Source organism: Crossiella sp. S99.2, assembly GCF_023094165.1.
In the GTDB taxonomy this organism is placed as follows: domain Bacteria; phylum Actinomycetota; class Actinomycetes; order Mycobacteriales; family Pseudonocardiaceae; genus Crossiella.
This window is the reverse complement of record NZ_JALMDK010000005.1, coordinates 565,841-586,278: the sequence shown is the minus strand read 5'-3', so window position 1 is coordinate 586,278 and position 20,438 is coordinate 565,841. Positions and strand designations below refer to the sequence as shown.

At 68.7% G+C, this 20,438-nt stretch carries 18 protein-coding genes; 8 read left to right on the top strand and 10 right to left on the bottom strand.

Features of this window, described 5'->3' with window-relative positions:
• Positions 1–254 precede the first annotated feature (254 nt).
• A complete protein-coding gene (locus MZC64_RS22205) occupies positions 255–2,384 on the top strand; it encodes a tetratricopeptide repeat protein (RefSeq protein ID WP_247758457.1) in 2,130 nt (709 codons plus the stop codon).
• Positions 2,385–2,631: 247 nt separating this feature from the next.
• The gene (locus MZC64_RS22200) at positions 2,632–3,303 is read left to right on the top strand and encodes a response regulator transcription factor (RefSeq protein WP_247758458.1); all 672 of its coding nucleotides are present in this window, start codon (positions 2,632–2,634) and stop codon (positions 3,301–3,303) included.
• A 128-nt stretch (positions 3,304–3,431) separates the two neighbouring features.
• Here MZC64_RS22200 and MZC64_RS22195 read toward each other — a convergent pair whose 3' ends face one another.
• Together MZC64_RS22195 and MZC64_RS22190 are read right to left on the bottom strand one after the other, a co-directional pair.
• Positions 3,432–3,650 (bottom strand): hypothetical protein, encoded by a 219-nt coding sequence (locus tag MZC64_RS22195; protein WP_247758459.1) that lies wholly within the window; start codon positions 3,648–3,650, stop codon positions 3,432–3,434.
• 128 nt (positions 3,651–3,778) lie between these two features.
• Positions 3,779–4,636 carry an NAD(P)-binding domain-containing protein gene (locus MZC64_RS22190; RefSeq protein WP_247758460.1) on the bottom strand — a complete coding sequence of 286 codons (858 nt, stop codon included), beginning with the start codon at positions 4,634–4,636 and terminating at the stop codon, positions 3,779–3,781.
• A gap of 102 nt (positions 4,637–4,738) precedes the next feature.
• Here MZC64_RS22190 and MZC64_RS22185 point away from each other — a divergent pair, with 102 nt between their 5' ends.
• Positions 4,739–5,314: a TetR/AcrR family transcriptional regulator gene (locus tag MZC64_RS22185; protein WP_247758461.1), complete on the top strand. Its 576-nt coding sequence runs from the start codon at positions 4,739–4,741 to the stop codon at positions 5,312–5,314.
• Positions 5,315–5,422: 108 nt separating this feature from the next.
• Here MZC64_RS22185 and MZC64_RS22180 read toward each other — a convergent pair whose 3' ends face one another.
• Positions 5,423–5,959, bottom strand: a complete 537-nt coding sequence (locus tag MZC64_RS22180) for a hypothetical protein (RefSeq protein ID WP_247758462.1) — start codon at positions 5,957–5,959, stop codon at positions 5,423–5,425.
• A 211-nt stretch (positions 5,960–6,170) separates the two neighbouring features.
• On the opposite strand from MZC64_RS22180, the gene MZC64_RS22175 reads away from it, so the two are divergent.
• Together MZC64_RS22175 and MZC64_RS47945 are read left to right on the top strand one after the other, a co-directional pair.
• Positions 6,171–7,937, top strand: coding sequence for a cellulase family glycosylhydrolase (locus tag MZC64_RS22175; protein ID WP_308301054.1), 1,767 nt, complete (start codon positions 6,171–6,173; stop codon positions 7,935–7,937).
• Between the two features lie 222 nt (positions 7,938–8,159).
• The gene (locus MZC64_RS47945; RefSeq protein WP_282105653.1) at positions 8,160–10,928 is read left to right on the top strand and encodes a LuxR family transcriptional regulator; all 2,769 of its coding nucleotides are present in this window, start codon (positions 8,160–8,162) and stop codon (positions 10,926–10,928) included.
• A gap of 10 nt (positions 10,929–10,938) precedes the next feature.
• Here MZC64_RS47945 and MZC64_RS22160 read toward each other — a convergent pair whose 3' ends face one another.
• Together MZC64_RS22160 and MZC64_RS22155 are read right to left on the bottom strand one after the other, a co-directional pair.
• Positions 10,939–11,223, bottom strand: coding sequence for a hypothetical protein (locus MZC64_RS22160; protein ID WP_247758463.1), 285 nt, complete (start codon positions 11,221–11,223; stop codon positions 10,939–10,941).
• A 20-nt stretch (positions 11,224–11,243) separates the two neighbouring features.
• The gene (locus MZC64_RS22155) at positions 11,244–11,528 is read right to left on the bottom strand and encodes a hypothetical protein (RefSeq protein ID WP_247758464.1); all 285 of its coding nucleotides are present in this window, start codon (positions 11,526–11,528) and stop codon (positions 11,244–11,246) included.
• Between the two features lie 265 nt (positions 11,529–11,793).
• On the opposite strand from MZC64_RS22155, the gene MZC64_RS22150 reads away from it, so the two are divergent.
• The 3 genes from MZC64_RS22150 (at position 11,794) to MZC64_RS22140 (ending at position 13,870) form a co-directional block, all read left to right on the top strand.
• Complete coding sequence (locus MZC64_RS22150; protein WP_185003012.1) at positions 11,794–12,240, top strand: FdtA/QdtA family cupin domain-containing protein; 447 nt, start codon at positions 11,794–11,796, stop codon at positions 12,238–12,240.
• Positions 12,240–13,340, top strand: coding sequence for a DegT/DnrJ/EryC1/StrS aminotransferase family protein (locus MZC64_RS22145; protein ID WP_247758465.1), 1,101 nt, complete (start codon positions 12,240–12,242; stop codon positions 13,338–13,340). Before MZC64_RS22150 ends, MZC64_RS22145 begins: the two co-directional genes overlap by 1 nt.
• 170 nt (positions 13,341–13,510) lie before the next feature.
• On the top strand, positions 13,511–13,870 hold the full coding sequence (locus MZC64_RS22140) for a hypothetical protein (RefSeq protein WP_247758466.1): 360 nt from the start codon (positions 13,511–13,513) through the stop codon (positions 13,868–13,870).
• A gap of 60 nt (positions 13,871–13,930) precedes the next feature.
• Here the strand turns inward: MZC64_RS22140 and MZC64_RS22135 are convergent, their stop codons facing one another.
• The 5 genes from MZC64_RS22135 to MZC64_RS22115 form a co-directional block, all read right to left on the bottom strand.
• Entirely contained in the window at positions 13,931–16,366 is a 2,436-nt protein-coding gene (locus MZC64_RS22135) for a glycoside hydrolase family 3 C-terminal domain-containing protein (RefSeq protein WP_247758467.1), read from the bottom strand.
• On the bottom strand, positions 16,363–17,076 hold the full coding sequence (locus MZC64_RS22130) for a class I SAM-dependent methyltransferase (RefSeq protein ID WP_247758468.1): 714 nt from the start codon (positions 17,074–17,076) through the stop codon (positions 16,363–16,365). The genes MZC64_RS22135 and MZC64_RS22130 overlap by 4 nt, the downstream gene beginning before the upstream one ends.
• 9 nt (positions 17,077–17,085) lie before the next feature.
• Positions 17,086–18,369: an activator-dependent family glycosyltransferase gene (locus tag MZC64_RS22125; RefSeq protein WP_247758469.1), complete on the bottom strand. Its 1,284-nt coding sequence runs from the start codon at positions 18,367–18,369 to the stop codon at positions 17,086–17,088.
• A gap of 113 nt (positions 18,370–18,482) precedes the next feature.
• Positions 18,483–19,661 (bottom strand): P450-derived glycosyltransferase activator, encoded by a 1,179-nt coding sequence (locus tag MZC64_RS22120; RefSeq protein WP_247758470.1) that lies wholly within the window; start codon positions 19,659–19,661, stop codon positions 18,483–18,485.
• Positions 19,661–20,431, bottom strand: a complete 771-nt coding sequence (locus MZC64_RS22115) for a thioesterase II family protein (protein ID WP_247758471.1) — start codon at positions 20,429–20,431, stop codon at positions 19,661–19,663. Before MZC64_RS22115 ends, MZC64_RS22120 begins: the two co-directional genes overlap by 1 nt.
• Positions 20,432–20,438: the final 7 nt, after the last annotated feature.

Here is a 20,438-nt window from a genome sequence, read left to right as displayed (position 1 = left end):
CAAGCGGGTGCGTTTAGGTCCCTAATTCGGGGACAAGATTGCTACCTTCAGTAACCATAACCACCCAGAGTGACGGTCGTCTCCCCTGATCTTGTTCCTCTCCAGACAACGCTCGGTGACTGTGACGCTTGCAGCAGGTTTCGGTGTTAACGGCGTGATTTCACTCGACACTGAAGTTGTCATGGACATCTAGAGAAGCGGAGCGGTATGGGGCTGTGACTGGGTAGACACGGAGCGTGCGGGATCATTCGGGGATGGGTTCGGACACGCACAACTCGGCCGAGCGGCTGGAAGGCGTGCAGGCGGGGGCCATCTATGGCGGCGTGCACTACAACCAGGTCCCGCAGCAGGCGGGTGGGCCGCGGCGGTACGGGGTGGTGCCTTCGCGGGTGGACTGCTTTCAGGAGCGGGCGGTCGCGGAGGAACTGGCGGCGACGGTGGCCGCGGGGGCGGCGGCGGTGCTCACGGGGTCGGCTGGTGGGACGAGTGTGTTGGCCGGACTGGGTGGGGTGGGGAAGACCCAGCTGGCGGCGAATTATGCGGAGTCGGTGGCTGGGGATGTGGATCTGCTGGTGTGGATCACTGCTACTTCGCGGCAGGCGATCCTTGCGGAGTACGCAACGATCATCGCGGACTTGACCGGTTACCAGTCGCCGGATCCTGAGGCGCCGGCGAAGCGGTTCCTGGCTTACCTGGCGACGATGACCGGGCGTTGGCTGGTTGTGCTCGACGATGTGCAGTCTCCGGCGGATCTTCGGGATCTGTGGCCGCCGACGACTTCGGTCGGGCAGGTGGTGGTGACGACTCGGCGCCGGGACTCGGTGATGCGCGGGAAGAACCGGCGGGTGGTCGACGTCGACACGTTCAGCCCGGTGGAATCGTTGGCATTCCTGGAGTTCAAGCTCGCCGATCACCCGCATCTGTTGGCAGAGGCGGAGTATCTGGCGAACGATCTGGGGCACCTGCCGCTGGCGTTGGCTCAGGCGGCGGCCTACGTGCTGGATCGGGACATCACCTGTGCCGAGTACCGGGAACGCTTGGCGGACCAGGGAAACTCGCTGGAGTCACTGGCTCCAGAGCAGGACTGCCTGCCGGAGGATCATCGGGAACCGGTGGCGCGCACCTGGTCGTTGTCAGTGCAGCTGGCGAACGACCTCAACCCGGCGGGACTCGCGAAGCCCTTGCTAGAGCTGGCAAGCATGCTGGATCCGAACGGGATTCCCGGCGATGTCTTTGTGAGCGAGGCGGTTCGGGAGTATCTGGCGAAGGTCGTGGAACACCCGGTGACCGCGGCCGGGGCACGGGATGCGCTGGGCTGCCTGCATCGACTGAGTCTGATCAACCACGATGCCCGGAAGCCACATCGAGCGGTCCGGGTGCACGCACTGGTGCAACGGACAACCCGCGACAGCCTGTTCGACGCTCAGCTGAAGTCACTCGCCCAGTGCGCAGCGGACTCCCTGGCCGAGATGTGGCCGGAGATCGAGACGGACACCACGCAGTCCCAGGTGCTTCGCGCGAACACCATGGCACTGCACGCCATCGCCGAGCCTCACCTCTGGGAATCAGAAGGCCATGTCGTTCTTTTCCAAGCAGGCGACAGTCTCGGCGAGTGGGGACGAGCTACCGAGGCCGTTGCCTACTTCGAGCAGTTGCGGACCGCTGTTGAGAGACAGCTCGGATCAGACCATCCCGACACACTCAGTGTCCGCCATAGCATCGCCATATGGCGCGATGAAGCAGGAGATCCCATCACCGCGATCGCTGAACTCCAAGCAGTACTTGCTGATCGCACCCGCATCCTCGGATCAGACCACATCGAGACACTCACCACCCACCACAACCTCGCCAACTTTCGCGGTGAAGCAGGCGACCCGGCCACTGCAACATCCGAACTTCAAGCACTACTCGTTGACGTACTTCGCGTCCTCGGACCAGACCACCGGGAGACACTCACTACCCGCCACAACCTCGCCATCTGGCACTGCCGCGCAGGAGATCCCATCACCGCGATCGCTGAACTCCAAGCAGTACTTACTGATCGCACCCGCATCCTCGGATCAGACCACATCGAGACACTCACCACCCACCACAACCTCGCCAACTTTCGCGGTGAAGCAGGCGACCCGGCCACTGCAACATCCGAACTTCAAGCACTACTCGTTGACGTACTTCGCGTCCTCGGACCAGACCACCCCAACACCCTCGTGACCCGCCACAACCTCGCTGACTGGCGCGGCCAAGCAGGCGATCCCACCACCGCAATCACCGAGTACGAAGCAGTATTGGCCGACCGCACCCGCGTCCTCGGGCCAGACCACCCCGACACTCTCATCACCCGCCACAACCTCACCAACTGGCGGAAGCGGGTGGAGGGGCGGTAGACATCGCTCAAGCGGGGGTCTATATTACGCGGAATTAAAAGTTTGAAGCATCTACTAAGTAATTCAACAATCGTGATACACTCAGGAAAATCTGCACGAAGCAGCGCGCTCCACCCAGAAAAAGCGAAAACAAAATAGCACGCGTGATCGGAACACAAAGAAATGTCCGCCGCCAAGACGACAGCCCTTGTAGTCCGCACCGGATGACAGCAGTTGTCATTCGTCCCATTCGACCCCCGGGAACGCGATGAACAGCACCTTAGCGGCCAGCCAAGCGCCGAATACCCATTCTCCGGAGTTCCGGGTCTTCCTCGTGGATCCGCAGCCGATCGTGGCCGAGGGATTGCGCGCGGTGTTCCGGAATCAGGCGGATATCGACCTGGTCGGCTGGGCCGATGGCTGGGAGCAGGCCCTGGGCGGGCTGACTGCCGAGGCGCCGGATGTGTTGCTGGTCGAGGTGGCGGCCGAGGGGCCGGGTGGGGATGGGGTCGAGGTCATCCGGCGGGCGGCGCGGACCCTGCCGGACGTGCCACTGCTGGTCTTCTCCAATGCGCGTAACCAGGTGGTCAGAGCCCTGGAAGCGGGGGCGCGGGGGTTCATCCTGAAGTCCTCCAGCAGCGAGTACCTGGTCAGCGCGGTGCGCGGCGCGTGCACGGGTGGCACGCCGATCTCCGCCGATCTGCTGCCCCAGCTGGTGGCGCGGGTCCAGGACGGCGGGGGCACGCCGCGGCTGTCCGCGCGGGAGCTGCAGGTGCTGCGGCTGGTCGCCACCGGGAATCGGACGCCGGAAATCGCACAGCGGCTTTCGGTGACCGAGCCGACGGTGAAGACCTATTTGCAGCGGCTGTTCGGCAAGCTCAAAGTGAGCGATCGGGCCGAGGCCGTGCTCGCGGCCCGCGCGGCGGGTTTACTGCCTTAGTCAGGTGATCGTGGGACTGGCGAATCCGGGTTTGCCGAACAATGCAGGCGGGTTCGCACACAGCCCAGTCACGGTCGAGGTCACTGATGGGCGTCTCCACTCAGGAGAAAGAAATTCAGCGCCGCCGACTAACCGCGTGCGCGTTCCTTTTCCGCGCCCTTCATCGAAAAACTGATGGCCAGCAGGGCCACCCCGGCGACCGCGCACGCGATGGCGGCACCGGGCTGGTACTCGGCCAGCGGGCGCATCAGGAAGCCCCAGTCCTGGCCGTTCATCATCCGGTTCAGCAGCGAACCCACCCCATTGACCAGGGCGATCCATCCGAAGACCTCTAGCGTGATGCGCATGTGCACTCCCTAGTCGTTCCGCTTGTCGTCGCGGCCAACGCTAGGCAGCCCGGGGGTACGCCCGAGTCCACAGCGAGGTGGATTCGGGCGTCATCTGCCAGGCGTACGCCGGGCAGCCCCCGGTACGACTAGGCGCGCGGCTTGCGTAGCACCTCGAAGGTGCTGGAGAAGCCCACCTTGCCGTGGCCCGCCGCCACCGTCCGGCGGAAGACGTCCGCCACCGCGGCCGGCAGCGTGGTGTCCACTCCGGACTCGGCCGCGGTGTGCAGCACGTGGTCGGTGCTGGCCGAGTTCATCAGCATGTTGGCGAACTCGCCCGGGTACGTGCTGGTGTCGACCTCCTCGGCGGTCTCCGGCATGAACATGGTCGCGATCGCGACGGACCGCTGCGCGTAGGGCAGGAACTCCGCCGCGCTGATGCCGTTGGCCTCGGCCATCGCCAATGCCTGGAGGTAGGCGAGGTTGTTCGTCCAGAAGATGGTCATGCCGAGCTGGTAGTACAGCGCGGCCAGACCCTGGTCCTCGCCCCGGTGGTCAGCACTGGTGATGACCTCCAGGGTTTCCCGGTGCGTCTCGAAGACCGCGCGTGGGCCGCTGTAATAGGTGCCCGACTCCGGGGAGCCGATCATGGTGGGCGGGACCTGCACGCCGCCGCTGAGGTAGTCCGCGCCGTGGCCGATGGCCCACTCGGCCGCCGTACGCGAGCGCGCCGGGGTGTCCGAGCTGAGGTTGACCAGGGTGCGTCCCTTGAGCGCGGCGACCGCGGGCTCCAGGATCGTGTACATGATCTCGACGTCGGTGAGGATGAGGATGATCGGCCCGCCGGCGCCCAGTGCCTCGGCCACCGTCTCCGCGCGCACCGCGCCCTTGGCCACCAGCGCGTCCGCCTTGCTCGCGGTGCGGTTCCAGACGGTCACCTGGTAGCCGCGGTCCAGGTAGGTCGCGGCCATCGCCTGCCCCATCGGCCCGAGTCCGATGATCGTCACTGCCTTCCCCACAGGTGTACCCCTCTCTAAAACGAACGTTCTACTTAGTGACGCGACCGTAGCACAGACTAGAACGAACGCTCTACTTAGTAAGCTGGGCTGGTGACTGAGGCACTGGGCACCCGGGACCGGATCGTGCACACCACGTCCAAGCTGATGCAGCGGCAGGGCTACGCGGCCACCGGCATCAAGCAGATCGCCACCGAGGCGAGTGCGACGCTGGGCTCGGTGTACCACTTCTTCCCCGGCGGGAAGCAGGAACTGGCGGTGGCCGCGATCCGGCACGCGGACGCCGAGTTCGCCGAGATGCTGACCGCGATCCTGGCCAAGCACCCGGATCCGGGTGAGGCGGTCTACCAGGCGGCCGCGGAGACCGGCGTCTACCTGCGGGACACCGGCTGGGCCGAGGGCTGCCCGGTCACCGCGACCGCACTGGAGACCGCCGGGCAAATACCGGAGATCCAGCAGGCCTGTGTCGAGACCTTCGCCCATTGGGAAAGCATCATTTTCGAGAAGCTGAAGTCGAACGGGTTCGCGGAGGGACTCGCGCGCGAGCTGGCGGGCACGGTGCTGCACGCGTTGAGCGGGGCCGAGGTGTCAGCGCAGGTGAAACAGGATGTGCAGCCACTGGAGACGGCCGGTCGGCACATGCAGCGGCTGATCAACTCCTACCGCTGACCTGCCGGGACTGACCGCGTACGACTTGGGCCAACCCGGCGTACCACTTGGGCCAACGTGGCGTACGAGTTTGGCCAACTCGGTGTACGAGAACGGCCAACACTCGGGTTAGGCGTCGGCGAAGTTGGCGAGGCTGTGCACGGCTTCCCAGAGCCAGCGGGCGTGGTCGTAGCGGGGGCGCAGGTCGGCGGGTGGCTCGGGCAGTTCGTCGTGCAGCAGGACCTCGGGGACCCAGGTCACCGCGTAGGCCACCCGGAGGTTGAACAGCACGGCGTTCCAGTGCCGCAACGTCTCCGGGTTGTCGTGCAGCACGATCGGCGAGCCGTCGGCGGGCAGCACCCGCACGGCGTGGTCGACGCCCTCGCGCAGCCAGGCCAGGAAATCGGGCTCCCACAGCAGTCTGGCTTCCTCGGGCAGGTCCTCGTCCAGGTTCATCCGGAGCAGGAACTCCAGGGCGGGCTCACCGCTGGGGCCGGCGGGCAGGGGCAGTCCGAGTTCGGCGCCGAGGGGGTAGTCGGTGGTGTACTGGGCGGTCCGCCAGTCGATCAGGGCGGCGAACTCGGTCAGCCGCTGGCGTAGCCATTCAACCTGGTCAGCCCCGCAGTATCCGATGATCGTGCTGTCGACCCGGTCCCAGAAGATCACCACAAGTCCCTCGTTCGCGCGGGTCCCCACCCCAGACTCATTCATACACCTGGCCACCGTTCGTCGGTTCCGCGGCCACTGTGTGCATCGCCACCATGACCGTATGAAGTGGCATCTGCCCAGTTCGGCACTTGTGGTGGCGGCAGTTCTGGCCTCGCTGCTGACAGTTCCAGCGGCCGGGAAACCGGTTGCCGAGGAGTGGCGCGGGCCGTTGAGCACCCGCGGACGCTACATCGTGGACGCCGACGGAAACCGCTTCCGGCTGCGGTCCGGGAACTGGCACGGCGCCAGCGGCACCTGGAACGGCAGCGGGGACATCAACGATCCGGCCAATCACCACGCCGGTGAGATGAGTTCGGGCATCCCGCTCGGGCTGGACCGGGCGCCGCTGGCCGAGCTGATCGGCAGCTTCCAGGCGTTGGGGCTCAACAGCATCCGGCTGCCCTTCGCCAATCAGATGATCCGGGAGAGCGCGCCGGTGCCCGACCGGGCGGTGGCGGCCAACCCTGAGTTGCGCGGGAAGACCCCATTGCAGATCTATGACGCAGTGGTGACCGCGCTGACCACGGCGAAGTTCGCCGTGTTCCTCAACAATCACACCGCGACCGCCCGCTGGTGCTGCGGCGTGGACGGCAACGAGCGCTGGAACACCGCGCAGACGGCGCAGCAGTGGGAGGAGGACTGGCTGTTCATGGCGCGCCGCTACCGGTCCAACTCCCGGGTGGTGGGCGCGGACCTCTACAACGAGGTGCGGCGCAACATCCTCGACGATCCGAACTGGGGACTGGGCGATCCGCGGGACTGGCACGCCGCGGCGCAGCGGGCCGGGGACCGGATCCTCAGCGAGGCCAACCCGGATCTGCTGATCGTGATCGAGGGGATCAACTGGTTCGGCATCCCGGTCAACGGGTTCCCGCACGGGCGGCCGACGCTGGAACCCATGCGGCTGCTGTCCAACACCCTGGTGCGGTCCGGGAAGTTGGTGTACGCGGCGCACTTCTACGGCTACACCGGGCCGAATCACAGTGGCGCCACCGGGATCGGCGAGACCAGCGACCCGAGGTACCAGGATCTGAGCCGGGCCGAACTCGCCGAGGTGCTGCGGCGGCAGGCATTCTTCGTCACCGAGCAGGGACAGCACTTCACCGCGCCGGTGTGGATCAGCGAGTTCGGCGTGGGCGGACGCGAGGAGAACGGGGCCAAACCACGGGCCTGGTTCGAGAACTTCGTAGACGAGATGATCAAGGCAGACGCGGACTTCGCCTACTGGCCGCTGGTCGGCTGGCATGAGAACCGGCGCGGCAACGGCTGGGCCCTCGCGCACTGGGACGCCTCCGGGCGGCGGATGTTCCTCGACGACGGCGACGACTGGCGGGCCCCCGCGTGGCGGCGGCTGATCGCCGCGGCGGGCAAGACCGGGCCGGTTCCCGTTGCGCCGCAATGGCGGCAGCTGGCCATCGACCACGGCGACCTGGTGCAGTCGGCGCGTATGCGCGGGCTGCCGGACTGGGATTCGGGCGCGCGCAAGGCGGTGTGCCCGGACGGGCAGCGGCTGATCGGGCTGAGCCACACCGGCAACCGCGGCCTGTGCACCGACACCGGCGGCGTCCTGCCGACACCGGACACGCACCAGGTGGTCACCGACGAACGGTTCGTGACCGCGGACTGGGCAGGTGGCTACACCAAGTTCCAGTGCCCGCCGCAGCAGCTGGCGATCGGCTACAGCGTGCGCGGCGCGGCGGTCTCCGCGCTGCTGTGCGCGCCGGCCGGACGCGCGCTGGGCGGGTCGGACCGGACGGTCTGGTTCGATCGGGGCGACAACCGGGCCAGTACGGGCGGCGGGGAGTTCGCGCACGGGCGGCACAAGGGGCAGTGCGCCGACGACGAGCACCTGGCCGGGGTGGCCTGGACCGGCCGGGTGGGTTCGGCGCGGACCCCGGACGCCCTGCTCTGCCGGGTTTTCGCACAGCCGAGCTGACAGCCGCCGACACACTTGACGTGGCCCTGACGTACCGAATATTCGATGCCGACTTAGCGTGGGATTCACGTCACGGGCTTAAGGTCGAACCTGGCAGAAACTGCCTGTTATGGTGAATTTCGGTCGTGGGCGGAGTGGCGCAGCTCTCGTCCCGCGTACCGGCTGACTAGCCCGTCACCCAAACGGGCTATCACTGGGGACTGGGGATGGGGTGAATCCTGCATGGCTTTGGCCGAGCGGGACGGGCAGCTTGACTTCCTGCGACGATTACTGGCCGACGCCTCGGCGGCGTACGGCCGGGTGGCGATGGTCACGGGACCGGTGGCCAGCGGTAAAACCGAGTTGCTGCACGTCTTCGGCGAGCACGCACGCGGGGCGGGCGCCCTCGTGCTGACCGCCACCGGGACGCGCGCGGAGCGGAACATGCCACTGGGTGTGTTGCGTCAGTTGCTGCGGGGAGCGGCACTGGCGCCGGAGACCCTGGCCAGGGTGCTGGCCCTGCTGGACGAGGGCCAGGCCACCGCGACCCGCACCGAACCGGACAACGAGGTGACCGAGCGGGTCCAGGCGCGGATCGCGCACGACCTGGCCGACACCCTGCTGGCGCTGTCGGCGGAGTCGGTGCTGGTGCTCACCGTCGACGATGTGGACCACGCGGACGTGGCCTCGGTGCGGGTGCTGGTGGACCTGGCCCGCAGGCTGCGCTCGCACCGGGTGCTGGTGCTGTTCACCGAACTGACCGGGGCGAGCCCGGCGCACCCGGCCTTCCGCACGGAACTGTTGCGGCAACCGCACTTCCGGCGGATCCGGCTGACCCCGCTGTCGGTGCGCGGAGTGGCCGAGATGCTGGAGCAGCAACTGGCGGGCGCGGCGCACCTGGCCGCCGACTGCCATGAGCTGACCGGCGGGAATCCGTTGCTGGTACGGGCTTTGGTGGAAGATCAGCATTCCGCGCCGGCGCACGGCGGACTGTCCGTCGGCGAGGCGTTCGGTCAGGCCGTGCTGGCCTGCCTGCACCGCGGCAACCCGCTGCTGCTGCGGGTGGCGCAGGGCGTCGCGGTACTGGGCAGCACCGAGGCCGAGCCACTGAGCGGGCTGCTGGACCTGACCCCTGAGGCAGTGACTCAGGGCGTGGACACGCTGGTCGAGGCCGGACTGGCCCGGCGCGGCGGGTTCCGCCACCCCGCGGTGGGCGCCGCGGTGCTGGCCGACGTGTCCCCGGACTCCCGGGCCGAGCTGCACCTGCGGGCCGCGGAACGACTGCACCTGGAAGGCGCGCCGCCGCCGCCGATCGCCGAGCACCTCCTGGCGGCCGGGCGGATCGGCGGGCAGTGGGCGGTGCAGGTGCTGTGGACCGCGGGCGAGCACGCGCTCACCGAGGACCGGGTCGAGTACGCGGTGGAGTGCCTGGAGCTGGCCCACCGCAGCAGCACCGACGACCAGACCAGGGCGACCATCCGGATGATGCTGGTCGGGCTGGCCCGGCGGGCGAACCCGGCGGTGGTGGCCCGGCACCTGGCCGAGCTGACCGAGGCGTTGCGCAAGGGCACGCTGAACACCAGGGACGCGCTGACCTCGGTGCGCTGCCTGCTGCTGCACGGCCGTAACGCCGAAGCAGCGCAGGCGTTGGTCCAGCTCAGCGAGACGGTCGGGCAGACCGACAAGCAGACCGCGCTGGAGCTGGCGATCACCCGCGAGTGGATGTTCAGCATGCACCCGCCGCTGCTGTCCCAGCTGCCCGCGGCCGAACTGGCCCCGGAGTCCGGCGCGGTGCGCGATCCGCGGCTGCAGACCGGGCTGGCGCTGCGCAAGGTGATCGCGGTCGGTCCGGAGGAGACCGCGATCATGGACGCCGAGCAGGTGCTGCAGGGCTCCCGGCTGTCCGAGAAGACCTTCGACGCGCTGGTCTCCGCGCTGATGGTGCTCTACTTCGCCGACCGGCTGGACCGGGCGCTGCCCTGGGCGGACGCGCTGCTGGCCGAGTCGGCCGAGCGCAACGCGCCGGGCTGGCACGCCATGTTCGCCTCCGTGCGGGCCGCGCTGGCCCTGCGCCAGGGCGATCTGCCCGGCGCCGAACAGCACGCCCGCACCGCGCTGCGGCACACCACCCCGCACACCTGGGGGGTCGCGGTAGGGGGTCCCCTGGGGTGCCTGATCGTGGCGCTGACCGAGCTGGGCAAGCTGGCCGAGGCCGAGGAACTGCTCAACCTGCCCACCCCGGACGCCATGCTGGAATCGACCTTCGGGCTGCAATATCTGTCCGCGCGCGGCCGGTGCCACCTGGCCGCGGACCGGTTGTACGCGGCGCTGGGCGACTTCCGGCTGTGCGGGGAGCTGATGGCCGAATGGGGCATGGACCGGCCCTCGTTCGTGCCCTGGCGCAGCGACGCCGCCGAGGTGCTGATCCGGCTGGGCAAGCAGCACGAGGCGCGCGCGTTGCTGGAAGTGCAGCTCGCGATGGACTGCACCAACCGGCCGCGGATCCGCGGCGTCACGCTGCGGCTGCTGGCCGCGATCAGCGAACCGCACCGGCGACTGGCCCTGCTCACCGAGGCCGTCGAGCTGTCCAGGGCGGGCGGCGACCGGTTGCAGCTGGCCAGGGCGCTGGGCGAGTTGAGCCAGGCCCAGGTCGAGGTGGACTCCACCCAGGCGCGGATGACCTTGCGCCGGGCCTGGCACCTGGCGCGGGAATGCCAGGCGGCGCCGTTGTGCGAGGAACTGGTGCCGGGTCAGGCAGGCGTCGAGGCCGAGGCCCCGCCCGCGCCGGTGGAGGTGGACGCGGACAAGGTGACCGCGCTGTCCGACGCCGAGCAGCGGGTGGCGGCGCTGGCCGCGCAGGGGCACACCAACCGGCAGATCGCGAGCAAGCTGTGCATCACGATCAGCACGGTGGAGCAGCATCTGACCCGGGTGTACAAGAAGCTGAACGTGACCAGGCGGGCTGATCTGCCGTCCGGGTTGCACAGTCCGGACACGGCGGTCAGCGCGTAGTCGCCAATGATCAGGGATGCGGGCCGATCGTGACGATGGTGATCTGACCGTCGTCAGGTCCGTAGATCCACCAGATGCGCCAGGCTGAGGGAGTCCTGTTCTCCACATAGGACTCCCACAGCGTGGCGCCACCGGGTCCGGGGATCGACTTGTAGTCGTGCGAGTGCAGGCCAGGACGTCGCGGGCTCGCCTGCGCGAGCAGCCGGAGTGCCTTGCGGACCTTCTTCAGCTTTGCCTTGTACTGCTTTTTGGCAAGCAGATCAACCAGAACCTGCTCGGCTTCAGCGGTGTACAACAGCTGGAACGGTGGGGCAGTCACGCTTCGTCGGCATCGGCCGTGACCCAGTCCAGCGACCGCGCCTTGGCTTCAGCAGCGTCAGCGAGCCCCCGGAACAACGAGGCCCTCAGCTCATCGTTTTCCCAGACCAGCAGTTCCCGCTTCGGAATGCTGGCCAACGGAGTCAGCAGGATCGCGCCCTCGCTGTTCACCGCGACGGCGTAGCGGTCGTTCTTGCGCGCACCCGCCTTGCCCACCGGAACGCGTGCCCGTTCGTCCGCGGTGACTTCCGCGACCGGCCGGAAGTCGTCAAGCATGGTCATCACGCCCTCCTCTCCACCGTCAACCTACCGTCTGGGGGTAAGTGGGCAATGCCCACATGCCCCACCCGCGGTCCGGGTTGCGGACGACCAGCACCTCTCGACTCGATCATGAGCCAAGACACCCCTGCGAAAGTGGAACGGCGAATGAGTTCTTAGGGGCTTCTAGGGGTTAAAAGTAGGGGTGTTCGCGAGCATACGATTTTCCCGAACCAATTCGCCGTTCATTCGCCGTCGCATTGTGCGGCGAAGACCCTGGGGGTTTTTCATGCCCGCCTACCGAAATGATGAAGGAATTCTCGTCGGCAAGGTCGAGCCCTGCCGGATGGTCGACCTGCCCGAGCACAACGACCCGCGCGGCAACCTGTGCGTGGTCGAGGCGGGCAAGGAGATCAAATTCGACATCAAGCGCGTGTACTACCTGTATGACCTGCCCGCGACCACGATCCGTGGCGCGCACGGGCACCGCAACCTGGAGCAGCTGATCATCGCGGTGCACGGCAAGTTCGACATCACCGTCGACGACGGCCAGTACCGGGACCGTTTCCACCTGGACAATCCCAGTCGTGGTCTCTACGTCGGTCCGATGGTGTGGCGGAACCTGATTAACTTCTCCCCCGGCGCGGTCGGTCTGGTACTCGCCTCAACGCACTACGACGAGGCCGACTACTACCGCGAGTACGCCGACTTCCAGCGCGACGCCAGGAAACTCTGATGCCTGTTCCCTTTCTCGACCTGAAGGCGCCGCACGAGGAACTGCGCGCCGAACTGGATGCCGCCTACCGCCGGGTCGTCGACTCCGGCTGGTTCCTGCTCGGCCCCGAACTCGCCGCCTTCGAGGCCGAGTTCGCCGCCTACTGCGAGGCCGGGCACTGCGTGGCCGTGGGCAGCGGCTGCGACGCCCTGGAACTCATCCTGCGGGCCCTGGACATCGGTCCCGGCGACGAGGTCATCGTGCCCAGCGCGACCTTCATCGCGAGCTGGCTCGCGGTCTCGGCCGCCGGCGCCACCCCGGTGCCGGTGGAGCCGGACGAGGACACCCTGCTGATCGACCCCAAGCAGGTCGAGGCCGCGATCACCCCGCGCACCAAGGCGATCATGCCGGTGCACCTGTACGGGCAGCCCGCCGACCTGGACGCGCTCGAAGCGATCGCGGCTGAGCACGGGTTGCACGTGATCGAGGACGCGGCGCAGGCACACGGGGCCCGGTACAAGGGTCGCCGGGTCGGGGCGGGGTCCATCGCGGCCGCGTTCAGCTTCTACCCGGGCAAGAACCTGGGGGCGCTGGGCGACGGCGGAGCGGTGGTGACCTCCTCGGCCGAGCTGGCGGACAAGCTGCGGCTGCTGCGCAACTACGGGTCGCGGGTGAAGTACCAGCACGAGATCCAGGCCACCAACTCCCGCCTGGACGAGCTGCAGGCGGCCATGCTGCGGGTGAAGCTGCCCGCGCTGGACCGGTGGAACGCCCGGCGGCGGGAGATCGCCGACCGCTACCTGCGTGAACTGGCCGGGATCGACGGCCTCGTGCTGCCGGTGGTGCCCGAGTGGGCCGAGCCGGTGTGGCACCTGTTCGTGGTGCGGTGTGCCGAGCGGGACGCGGTGCAGGAACGACTGACCGGGCTGGGGATCGGCACGTTGATCCACTACCCGGTGCCGGTGCACCGCTCGCCCGCGTACGCGGCCGGCTCCTGGGGGGAGCTGCCGGTGGCCGAGCAGGTGGCCGAGCGGGTGCTGAGCCTGCCGATCGGGCCGCACATGTCCGAGGAGGAGGTCACCGCGGTGATCGCCGGGGTGCGGGAGGTCTTTGGCCGGTAGGGGATGTGGGGGTGTGGGAGCCCGGGTGCGTGCTGGCACCCGGGCTTTGTGCTGTCCGAAAGTAGGGGGCCGCTTCAGCCCAGGCTGAAAGGGCGGCATCGCCCAGGTTCTCCTGCCTACGATCCCGGCGATCTCCGCACCGTGCGGGGCCCAAGATCACTGGGGAGCCGATGAAGAAGCTCTTGTCCACCGCCACGGTGGCCGCGACAGTCCTGGCCGGGGTGCTCGTCGGAGCAGGCACGGCCAGTGCCGCGAACCCGACCAAGCGCTGCGAGCCGAGCGCGTCCCGGAGCTGCAGCCTGCCTTCCGGTTTCTTCCCGGGCGGCACCATCTCCATCGACATCGACGCGATCCTGCGGCCGGGTGCCCAGGAGACCTGGTTCAGCTTCACCATCGGCAACTGCAAGGGCGGCGCCTACGCCAACGACCCGCCGCGGTCCTGGACCTGCGTGCTGCCCGCCAGCTACTACACGCTGACCGCCACGGCCAGCTTCGAATCCCCCTACTGGGAACTCGGCCTGCGCTGGTGATCCCCGGACGCGCCAATGGCCCGGGTACTGCGCACCCGGGCCATTGGCGTAGCGAAAGCCTTACGGCAGCACGACAACCGTCGTCTTCAGCGGCAGCTGCGCCGAGGACGGCCCGACCTGGATCGACCGGGTGCCTGCCCCAGTGACCCAGCGATCGGTCGCGGCGTTCCAGTACTTCAGTCGCTGCGCGTCCACCTTCACCGTCACCCGCTTGGTCTCACCGGGCAACAGCTCCACCTTGGTGTAGCCGGCGAGTGCCTTGTCCGCCTGCGCCGCGGGCACCAGCGGGCTGGCGCCCAGGTAGACCTGCGGCACCTCCTTGCCCTTGTGGATCCCGGTGTTGCGCAAGGAGAAGCTCACCTCGATGCCGTCGGCGACGGTCTTGGTGGCCAGGTCGGTGTAGGTGAAGCTGGTGTAGGACAGGCCGTGCCCGAACGGGAACAGCGGCTTGACCTTCTGCTTGTCGTACCAGCGATAGCCGACCTGGATGCCCTCGGTGTACTTCTGCTCGTTGCCGACACCGGGGTAGCGCTCCGGGTTGTTGGCCACGGGATGGGTGTTCTCGTCCACCGGGAAAGTCTGGGTCAGCTTGCCGCTGGGGTTGGTGTCCCCGAACAGCAACGCCGTGGTGGCCTCGGCGCCGGTCTGGCCCGGGTACCACATGTCCAGCACCGCGGCGGTTTTGTCCAGCCAGGGCATGGTGATCGAGGAGCCGGTGTTGAGCACGACCACGGTGTTGGAGTTGGCCTTGGCCACCTCGGTGATCAGCTTGTTCTGGCGGCCGGGCAGGCCGAGGTTGGCCCGGTCGTAGCCCTCCATGCCGTCGTCGTAGGCGAAGACCACCGCGGTGCGAGCGGTCTTGGCGGCCTGGACCGCGGCCACGATGGCGGCCTCGGCGGCCTCCGGGGTGACCCAGGACAGCTTGACCGACAACGAAGAAGCCACCGGCGCCGAGCCGGACATGGTGATCTTGTGCGTGCCCGCGGTCAGGTGCACCACGGCGCTGGTGATCTTGCCGTAGACCTCGCCCGCTTCGATCGGGGTCTGGTTGCCGATCTGCACGGTGGCGAAACCGCCGGTGGCCTCGATCGCGATCCGGTAGTCCCCAGTCACCGGAGCGGTCAGCGTGCCGTCGTAGAACTGGCCGGCGGTGCCCGGCTGGAGCACGGTGCCGGTCGGGAACGCCGGCGTCAGCGTGCCGGCCGGGATGGGTGCGCCGACGAGTTCCTCACCGGCGGAGTAGGTCACCGTGGCACCCGCGCCGGCACGGGCCTTGATGGTGTCCAGGGGCGCGTTGGCCTTGTCCGGCACCACGTGCGCGCTGCCCAGGCCGGTGACCTTGGGGTCCTTGGCGCGCGGGCCGATCACCGCGATGCTGGCGCCCGCACCGGCGAGCAGTGGCAGGGCCTGGTTCTGGTTGCGCAGCAACACCCCGCCGGCCTCGGCGACCTGCTGGGTGACCGCGTTGGCGGTGGCCAGGTCCCTGCTCGGCCGGGGGCGCGGGTTGGCGCCGATGAGACCGTGCCGGTCCAGCTGGCCGACGATGCGGCTGACTGCCCTGTCCACTGTGGACATCGGGATCTGACCGCCCTGCACGGCTTCCTTGAGCTTCTTGCCGAAGTGCAGGCCGCCGGGGATGCCGTGTTCGACGCCCTGGCTCCAGTCGATGCCCAGTTCCTGGTCCAGGCCCTTGCTGATCGAGTCGGTGCTGTGCGTGGCCAGCCAGTCCGACATCACCCAGCCCTGGAAACCCCACTGCTCGCGCAGGATCGAGGTCAGCAGCTCCTGGTGCCCGCAGGACGGGGTGCCGTTGACCTTGTTGTAGGCGCACATCACCGAGCTGACCCCGGCCTTGACCGATGCCTCGAAGGCGGGCAGTTCGATCTCGCGCAGGGTCTGCTCGTCGACGGTGACGTTGACGTTCTGCCGGTTCTGCTCCTGGTTGTTCGCCGCGTAGTGCTTGGCGGTGGCGATCAGGCCCTGGCTCTGGATGCCCTTGATCTGCGCGGCCGCGGTGCGCGCGGAGACCAGCGGGTCCTCGCTGAAGGTCTCGAAGTTCCGCCCGGCCTGCGGCACCCGGATGATGTTCATCATCGGGCCGAAGACCACATCCTGTTGCAGGGCACGGCCGTCGCGGCCCATGACCTCGCCGTACTTGCGGGCCAGCTCGTCGTCGAAGGTGGCGGCGAGCGCGACCGGCGCGGGCATGGCGGTGGCGGGCTGGTTGTTCAGCCGGATGCCGGCGGGGCCGTCGGCCGAGCGGACCTCCGGGATGCCCAGTCGCGGCACGCCGGGCAGCGAGCCGACGCTGAACGGGCCGGTGAAGGCCACCGTCCAGTGCACGAACGAGAGCTTCTCGTCCAGGGTCATCTGGGCGACCAGCGGGTGCACCCCGGTGCGTCCGCCGGCCGGTGCCGCACTGGCTCCGGTGCTCGCCACCAGGGTGGTGGCGGTGACCAGGGCCAGCGCGGCGACCAGCTTCTTGCTACGACTCACTTCACGACTCCCACGAACAGACCGCGGCCGGACGGGCCGCCCTCGACGTAGTCCACGGCGCAGCCGGCCCGCTCGAAGGCGGTCTCGTACTGCTCGCGGGTGAACAGGGTGATGACGTGCGTGTCGGTGAAGTGCCGGATGCCGTTCTCGGCGTCGGCGACCGTGTAGTGCACGTCCATGTGGGTGTGGTCGCCCTCGCGGCGGGAGTGCGAGACCCGGGCGATGGTGCGGCCGTCGACCTTGACCACGTCGCCGCCGACGTAGCCGGGCAGGAACTTCTCCGGCGTCCACCAGGGCTCGATCACGATGACGCCGCCCGGCTCCAGGTGCTTGGCGAAGGCGGCCAGGGCGCGGTCCAGGTCGGCCTGGTCGCTCATGTAGCCGATGGAGCTGAACATGCAGGTGACCGCGTGGAAGGTGCGGCCGAGGTCGAACTCGCGCATATCGCCCTGGTGCACGGTGACCGCGGGGTGCCGGTCGCCGGAGATCCGGACCATCGCCTCGGACAGCTCCAGGCCCTCGACGTGCCCGAACAGCTCGGTGAACGGGCCGAAGTGCGCGCCGGTGCCGGAGGCCACGTCGAGCAGGTCGGTGGCATCGGCCTTGCGGTCGGTGATCAGCTCGTGCACCTGGGCGGCCTCGGCCGGGTAGTCCTTGCCGCGGCCGCGGTAGATGGCGTCGTAGACGTCGGCCAACTCGGTGTCGTACATGGGATTTCCTTACGCTGTGGGGACCGGGGCGCGGTGCCGGGCGACCAGGCGCTCCAGCTCCGGCACGATCTCGTTGGGCTTGGGGTCGGCCAGCACCTCGCCGCGCAGCCCGGCCGCGCCCGCGGCGAAGGCGGGGTCGGTGAGCAGGCGGACGAGCTTGTCCCGCAAGGCTTGCGCGGTCAGCTCGGCCGGGCGCAGGTACAGCCCGGCGTTGATGCTCTCCAGCTGCTGGGCCTTGAGCACGGCGTCGAACATCTCCGGCAGCAGCAGCTGCGGCACGCCGTAGAGCATCGCGGTGGCCGCGGTGCCCGCGCCGCCGTGGTGGATGATCGCCGAGCAGGTGGGCATCAGCGCGTGCAGCGGCACGAACTCCACCAGCTTCAGGTTGTCCGGCACCGTGGTCGACTCGGCGAGTTCGGCCTGCTGGGCGGCGTTCATGGTGGCGATGATCTCGATGTCCAGGTCGGCCATGGCCTCGATCAGGTCGGTGAAGGAGACCGAGTCACCGCCCAGGCTCTCCCGCGCGGACACGCCGAGGGTGATGCACACCCGGGGACGCTCGGGCTTGGCGCGCAACCAGTCCGGCACCACGGCGGGCCCGTTGTAGGGCACGTAACCCATGGGCACGATGGGCTGGCCGACCGGCAGCCGGGTGCTGGCCGGGGTCTGGTCGATGGTCCACTGACCGCTGACCAGTTCCTCGTCGAAGCTCAGGCCGAGCCGTTCCATGGTCCAGCCCAGCCATTCGGCCAGCGGGTCGTCCTGGTGTGCCGGGGGCTGCTGGTCGTGCAGTTCCAGGAAGCGGTTCCTGGTGCGGGTCAGCACATCCGGGCCCCAGAGCAGCCGGGCGTGCGCGGCGCCGCTGGCCCGCGCGGCGATGGAACCGGCCCAGGTGAAGGGCTCCCAGATGACCAGGTCGGGCTGCCAGGCGCGGGCGAAGGCGACCAGCTCGTCGACCATGGAGTCGTTGTTGGCCAACGAGTAGAACATCGGCGTCATCATGGTGTACATGCCGAGCATGTAGTCCCAGGTGAGGATGTCCGGCCGGGTCTCGGAGAAGTTGATCTCCGGGTGGTCGGCCTGCTTCTGGCTGGTGTTCTGCTCGCGGGTCTGGTGGATGACGTGGTCCTCGCCGACCGGGACCGCGGTGAGTCCGGCGTGCGTGATCGCGTCGGTGAGCGCGGGCTGACTGGCGATGCGGACCTCGTGGCCCGCGGTGCGCAGCGCCCAGGCCAGCGGCACCATGCTGAAGAAGTGGGTGTTGTGCGCAAAGGAGGTCATGAGCACACGCATCGGCGGCTCCTTCCGGGAAGCGGGCGACGAGCCCACCGACTTGGCCCAACTGGTACGCCCGGTTGGGCCAACTTGGCGTACGACTTGGGCCAAGTCGGCGGGTGGGGGGTGGCTTAGGTGGTGACGGGGAGGTGCAGGGGGCCGCGGAGGACTGGGGAGCGGCGGCGGCGCAGGAGTTTGCCGGTCTGGCGGAGCCGGGGGGCGTTTTCGGCGAGGACGCGCAGGGCGGTTTCGGCGTGCACGCGCAGCAGCGGGGCCAGGAGTCCACTGTGGAATCCGCCGGTGAAGGCCAGTGGGGTGGGACCGGGGTTGCGGGTCAGCTCGAACTCGTCGGCGTCGGCGTACAGTGCCGGATCCCGGCCTGCCGCACCGGAGAGGACCACGAGCTGGCTGTCCTTGGGGATCTCGATGCCCGCGAACTCCATGTCGTGCAAGGCGACCCGGGTGTGCAGCTGGACCGGGGCGTCGTAGCGCAGGGTTTCCGCGATGGCGTCGGCGGCCAGGCCGGGGTCGCCGGCCAGTTTCGCCCACTGTTCGGGGCGGGCCAGCAGCGCGGCGACCGCGTTGACCACCAGGGTGGTGCCGATCTCGACCCCGGCGGTGGCGGTGATCACCGCGGCGTGCCGGGCCTCGGGCACGGTGCAACCCATGTCGGACAACAGCTTCGTCACGTTGGCCAGCGCGGCCAGCAGGGCCCTGGTCGGGCCGAGCGGCTGCGGGCAGACCAGCGAGTCCAGGGTGGGCCGCAGGTCGGCGCAGAGGCTCGCGAAGTGCGCGCGGTCCGGTTCGGGGATGCCGAGCAGGTCGGCGGTGAGGTCCACGGCCAGTGGCGCGGCGAAGTCGGTGACCAGGTCGAACTGTCCACTGTGGCCGGAGATCCTCGCCTCGGCCAGGCGGCGGACGTGTGGTTCGTGGATGTGCACGGCCTGTTCGCTGAGCAGGTTCGCGGCCCGCTCGGTGATCCGGGCGTGTTCGGCGGCGCCCAGGCCGAGGAAGGTCTCGTCCAGGGACAGCACCTGAGGCGCGGGCGGTTCGCCGTCTGCCTTGCGCAGGCCCAGTCGCGGGTCGGTGAGGATGGTGCGGCCCAGATCGTGGTCGGCGGTGACGTACGCGCCGAGCAGGCTCTGGTGCAGCACGCCACGGTCGCGGACCATGGCGTGGAAGGGGGTCGGGTCGTCGGCCTGGGCGCGCAGGATGAGCGCGTACGGGTCGCCGGTGGTGCCGAAGTGCCACTGGAGCCCCCGGGTCATCTGCAGGTGCAGGCCCAGTTGGCTCGGCGTGCGGTCGGACATCACGCCTCCTTGGCGCAGAAGGAGATGAGCTGGTCGGAGATCTCGTTGACGACGTCCGACTGGTGGTGGTTGAGGTAGAAGTGGCCGCCGGGCAGGGTGCGCAGCGCGAAGTCCTCGCGGGTGTGCTCACCCCAGGTGGTGGCCTCGTCGAAGGTGACCCTCGGGTCGCTTTCGCCGACGATCGCGGTGATCGGGCAGGACAGCGGAACCCCGCCCTGCCACCGGTAGGTCTCGGCTGCCTTGTAATCGCTGCGGATCGCGGGCAGCACCATGCGCAGCAGTTCCTCGTCGCCGAGCAGCGCGGAGTCGGTGCCGGAGAGGCGTTGCAGCTCGGCCACGATGCCGTCGTCGCTCTGCTGGTGCACGCGTTCGTCCCGGTGCCGGGACGGGGCGCGGCGGCCGGAGGCGAACAGCGCGGCGGGCCGGAAGTCGAACTCCTGCTCCAGCAGGGTGGCGACCTCGAAGGCGATGCTCGCGCCCATGCTGTGCCCGAACAGCGCCAGTGGCTTGTCGGTCCAGGCGAGCAGGGGTTTGACGATCTCCCTGGCGAACTCCTGCACGTTCTCGATCCGCGGGTCGGCGCGCCGGTCCTGCCGTCCCGGGTACTGCACGGCCAGCACCTCGATGGAGGGGGTGAGCGCGGCGGAGAACGGGTAGAAGAAGCTCGCGGCGCCACCGGCGTGCGGGAAGCAGGCCAGCCGGACCTTGCTGTCCTCGACGGGGTGGAATCGGCGCAGCCAGAGGCCGTTGTCGCCGGTGTCTGCTGTCATCGTGGTT

Coding starts and splice junctions, on each gene's coding strand:
- MZC64_RS22140 (WP_247758466.1), top strand. CDS start 13,511: ATGAAGAAGCTCTTGTCCACCGCCACGGTGGCCGCGACAGTCCTGGCC.
- MZC64_RS22205 (WP_247758457.1), top strand. CDS start 255: ATGGGTTCGGACACGCACAACTCGGCCGAGCGGCTGGAAGGCGTGCAG.
- MZC64_RS22150 (WP_185003012.1), top strand. CDS start 11,794: ATGCCCGCCTACCGAAATGATGAAGGAATTCTCGTCGGCAAGGTCGAG.
- MZC64_RS22125 (WP_247758469.1), bottom strand. CDS start 18,369: ATGCGTGTGCTCATGACCTCCTTTGCGCACAACACCCACTTCTTCAGC.
- MZC64_RS22115 (WP_247758471.1), bottom strand. CDS start 20,431: ATGACAGCAGACACCGGCGACAACGGCCTCTGGCTGCGCCGATTCCAC.
- MZC64_RS22120 (WP_247758470.1), bottom strand. CDS start 19,661: ATGTCCGACCGCACGCCGAGCCAACTGGGCCTGCACCTGCAGATGACC.
- MZC64_RS22130 (WP_247758468.1), bottom strand. CDS start 17,076: ATGTACGACACCGAGTTGGCCGACGTCTACGACGCCATCTACCGCGGC.
- MZC64_RS47945 (WP_282105653.1), top strand. CDS start 8,160: ATGGCTTTGGCCGAGCGGGACGGGCAGCTTGACTTCCTGCGACGATTA.
- MZC64_RS22155 (WP_247758464.1), bottom strand. CDS start 11,528: ATGACCATGCTTGACGACTTCCGGCCGGTCGCGGAAGTCACCGCGGAC.
- MZC64_RS22200 (WP_247758458.1), top strand. CDS start 2,632: ATGAACAGCACCTTAGCGGCCAGCCAAGCGCCGAATACCCATTCTCCG.
- MZC64_RS22145 (WP_247758465.1), top strand. CDS start 12,240: ATGCCTGTTCCCTTTCTCGACCTGAAGGCGCCGCACGAGGAACTGCGC.
- MZC64_RS22195 (WP_247758459.1), bottom strand. CDS start 3,650: ATGCGCATCACGCTAGAGGTCTTCGGATGGATCGCCCTGGTCAATGGG.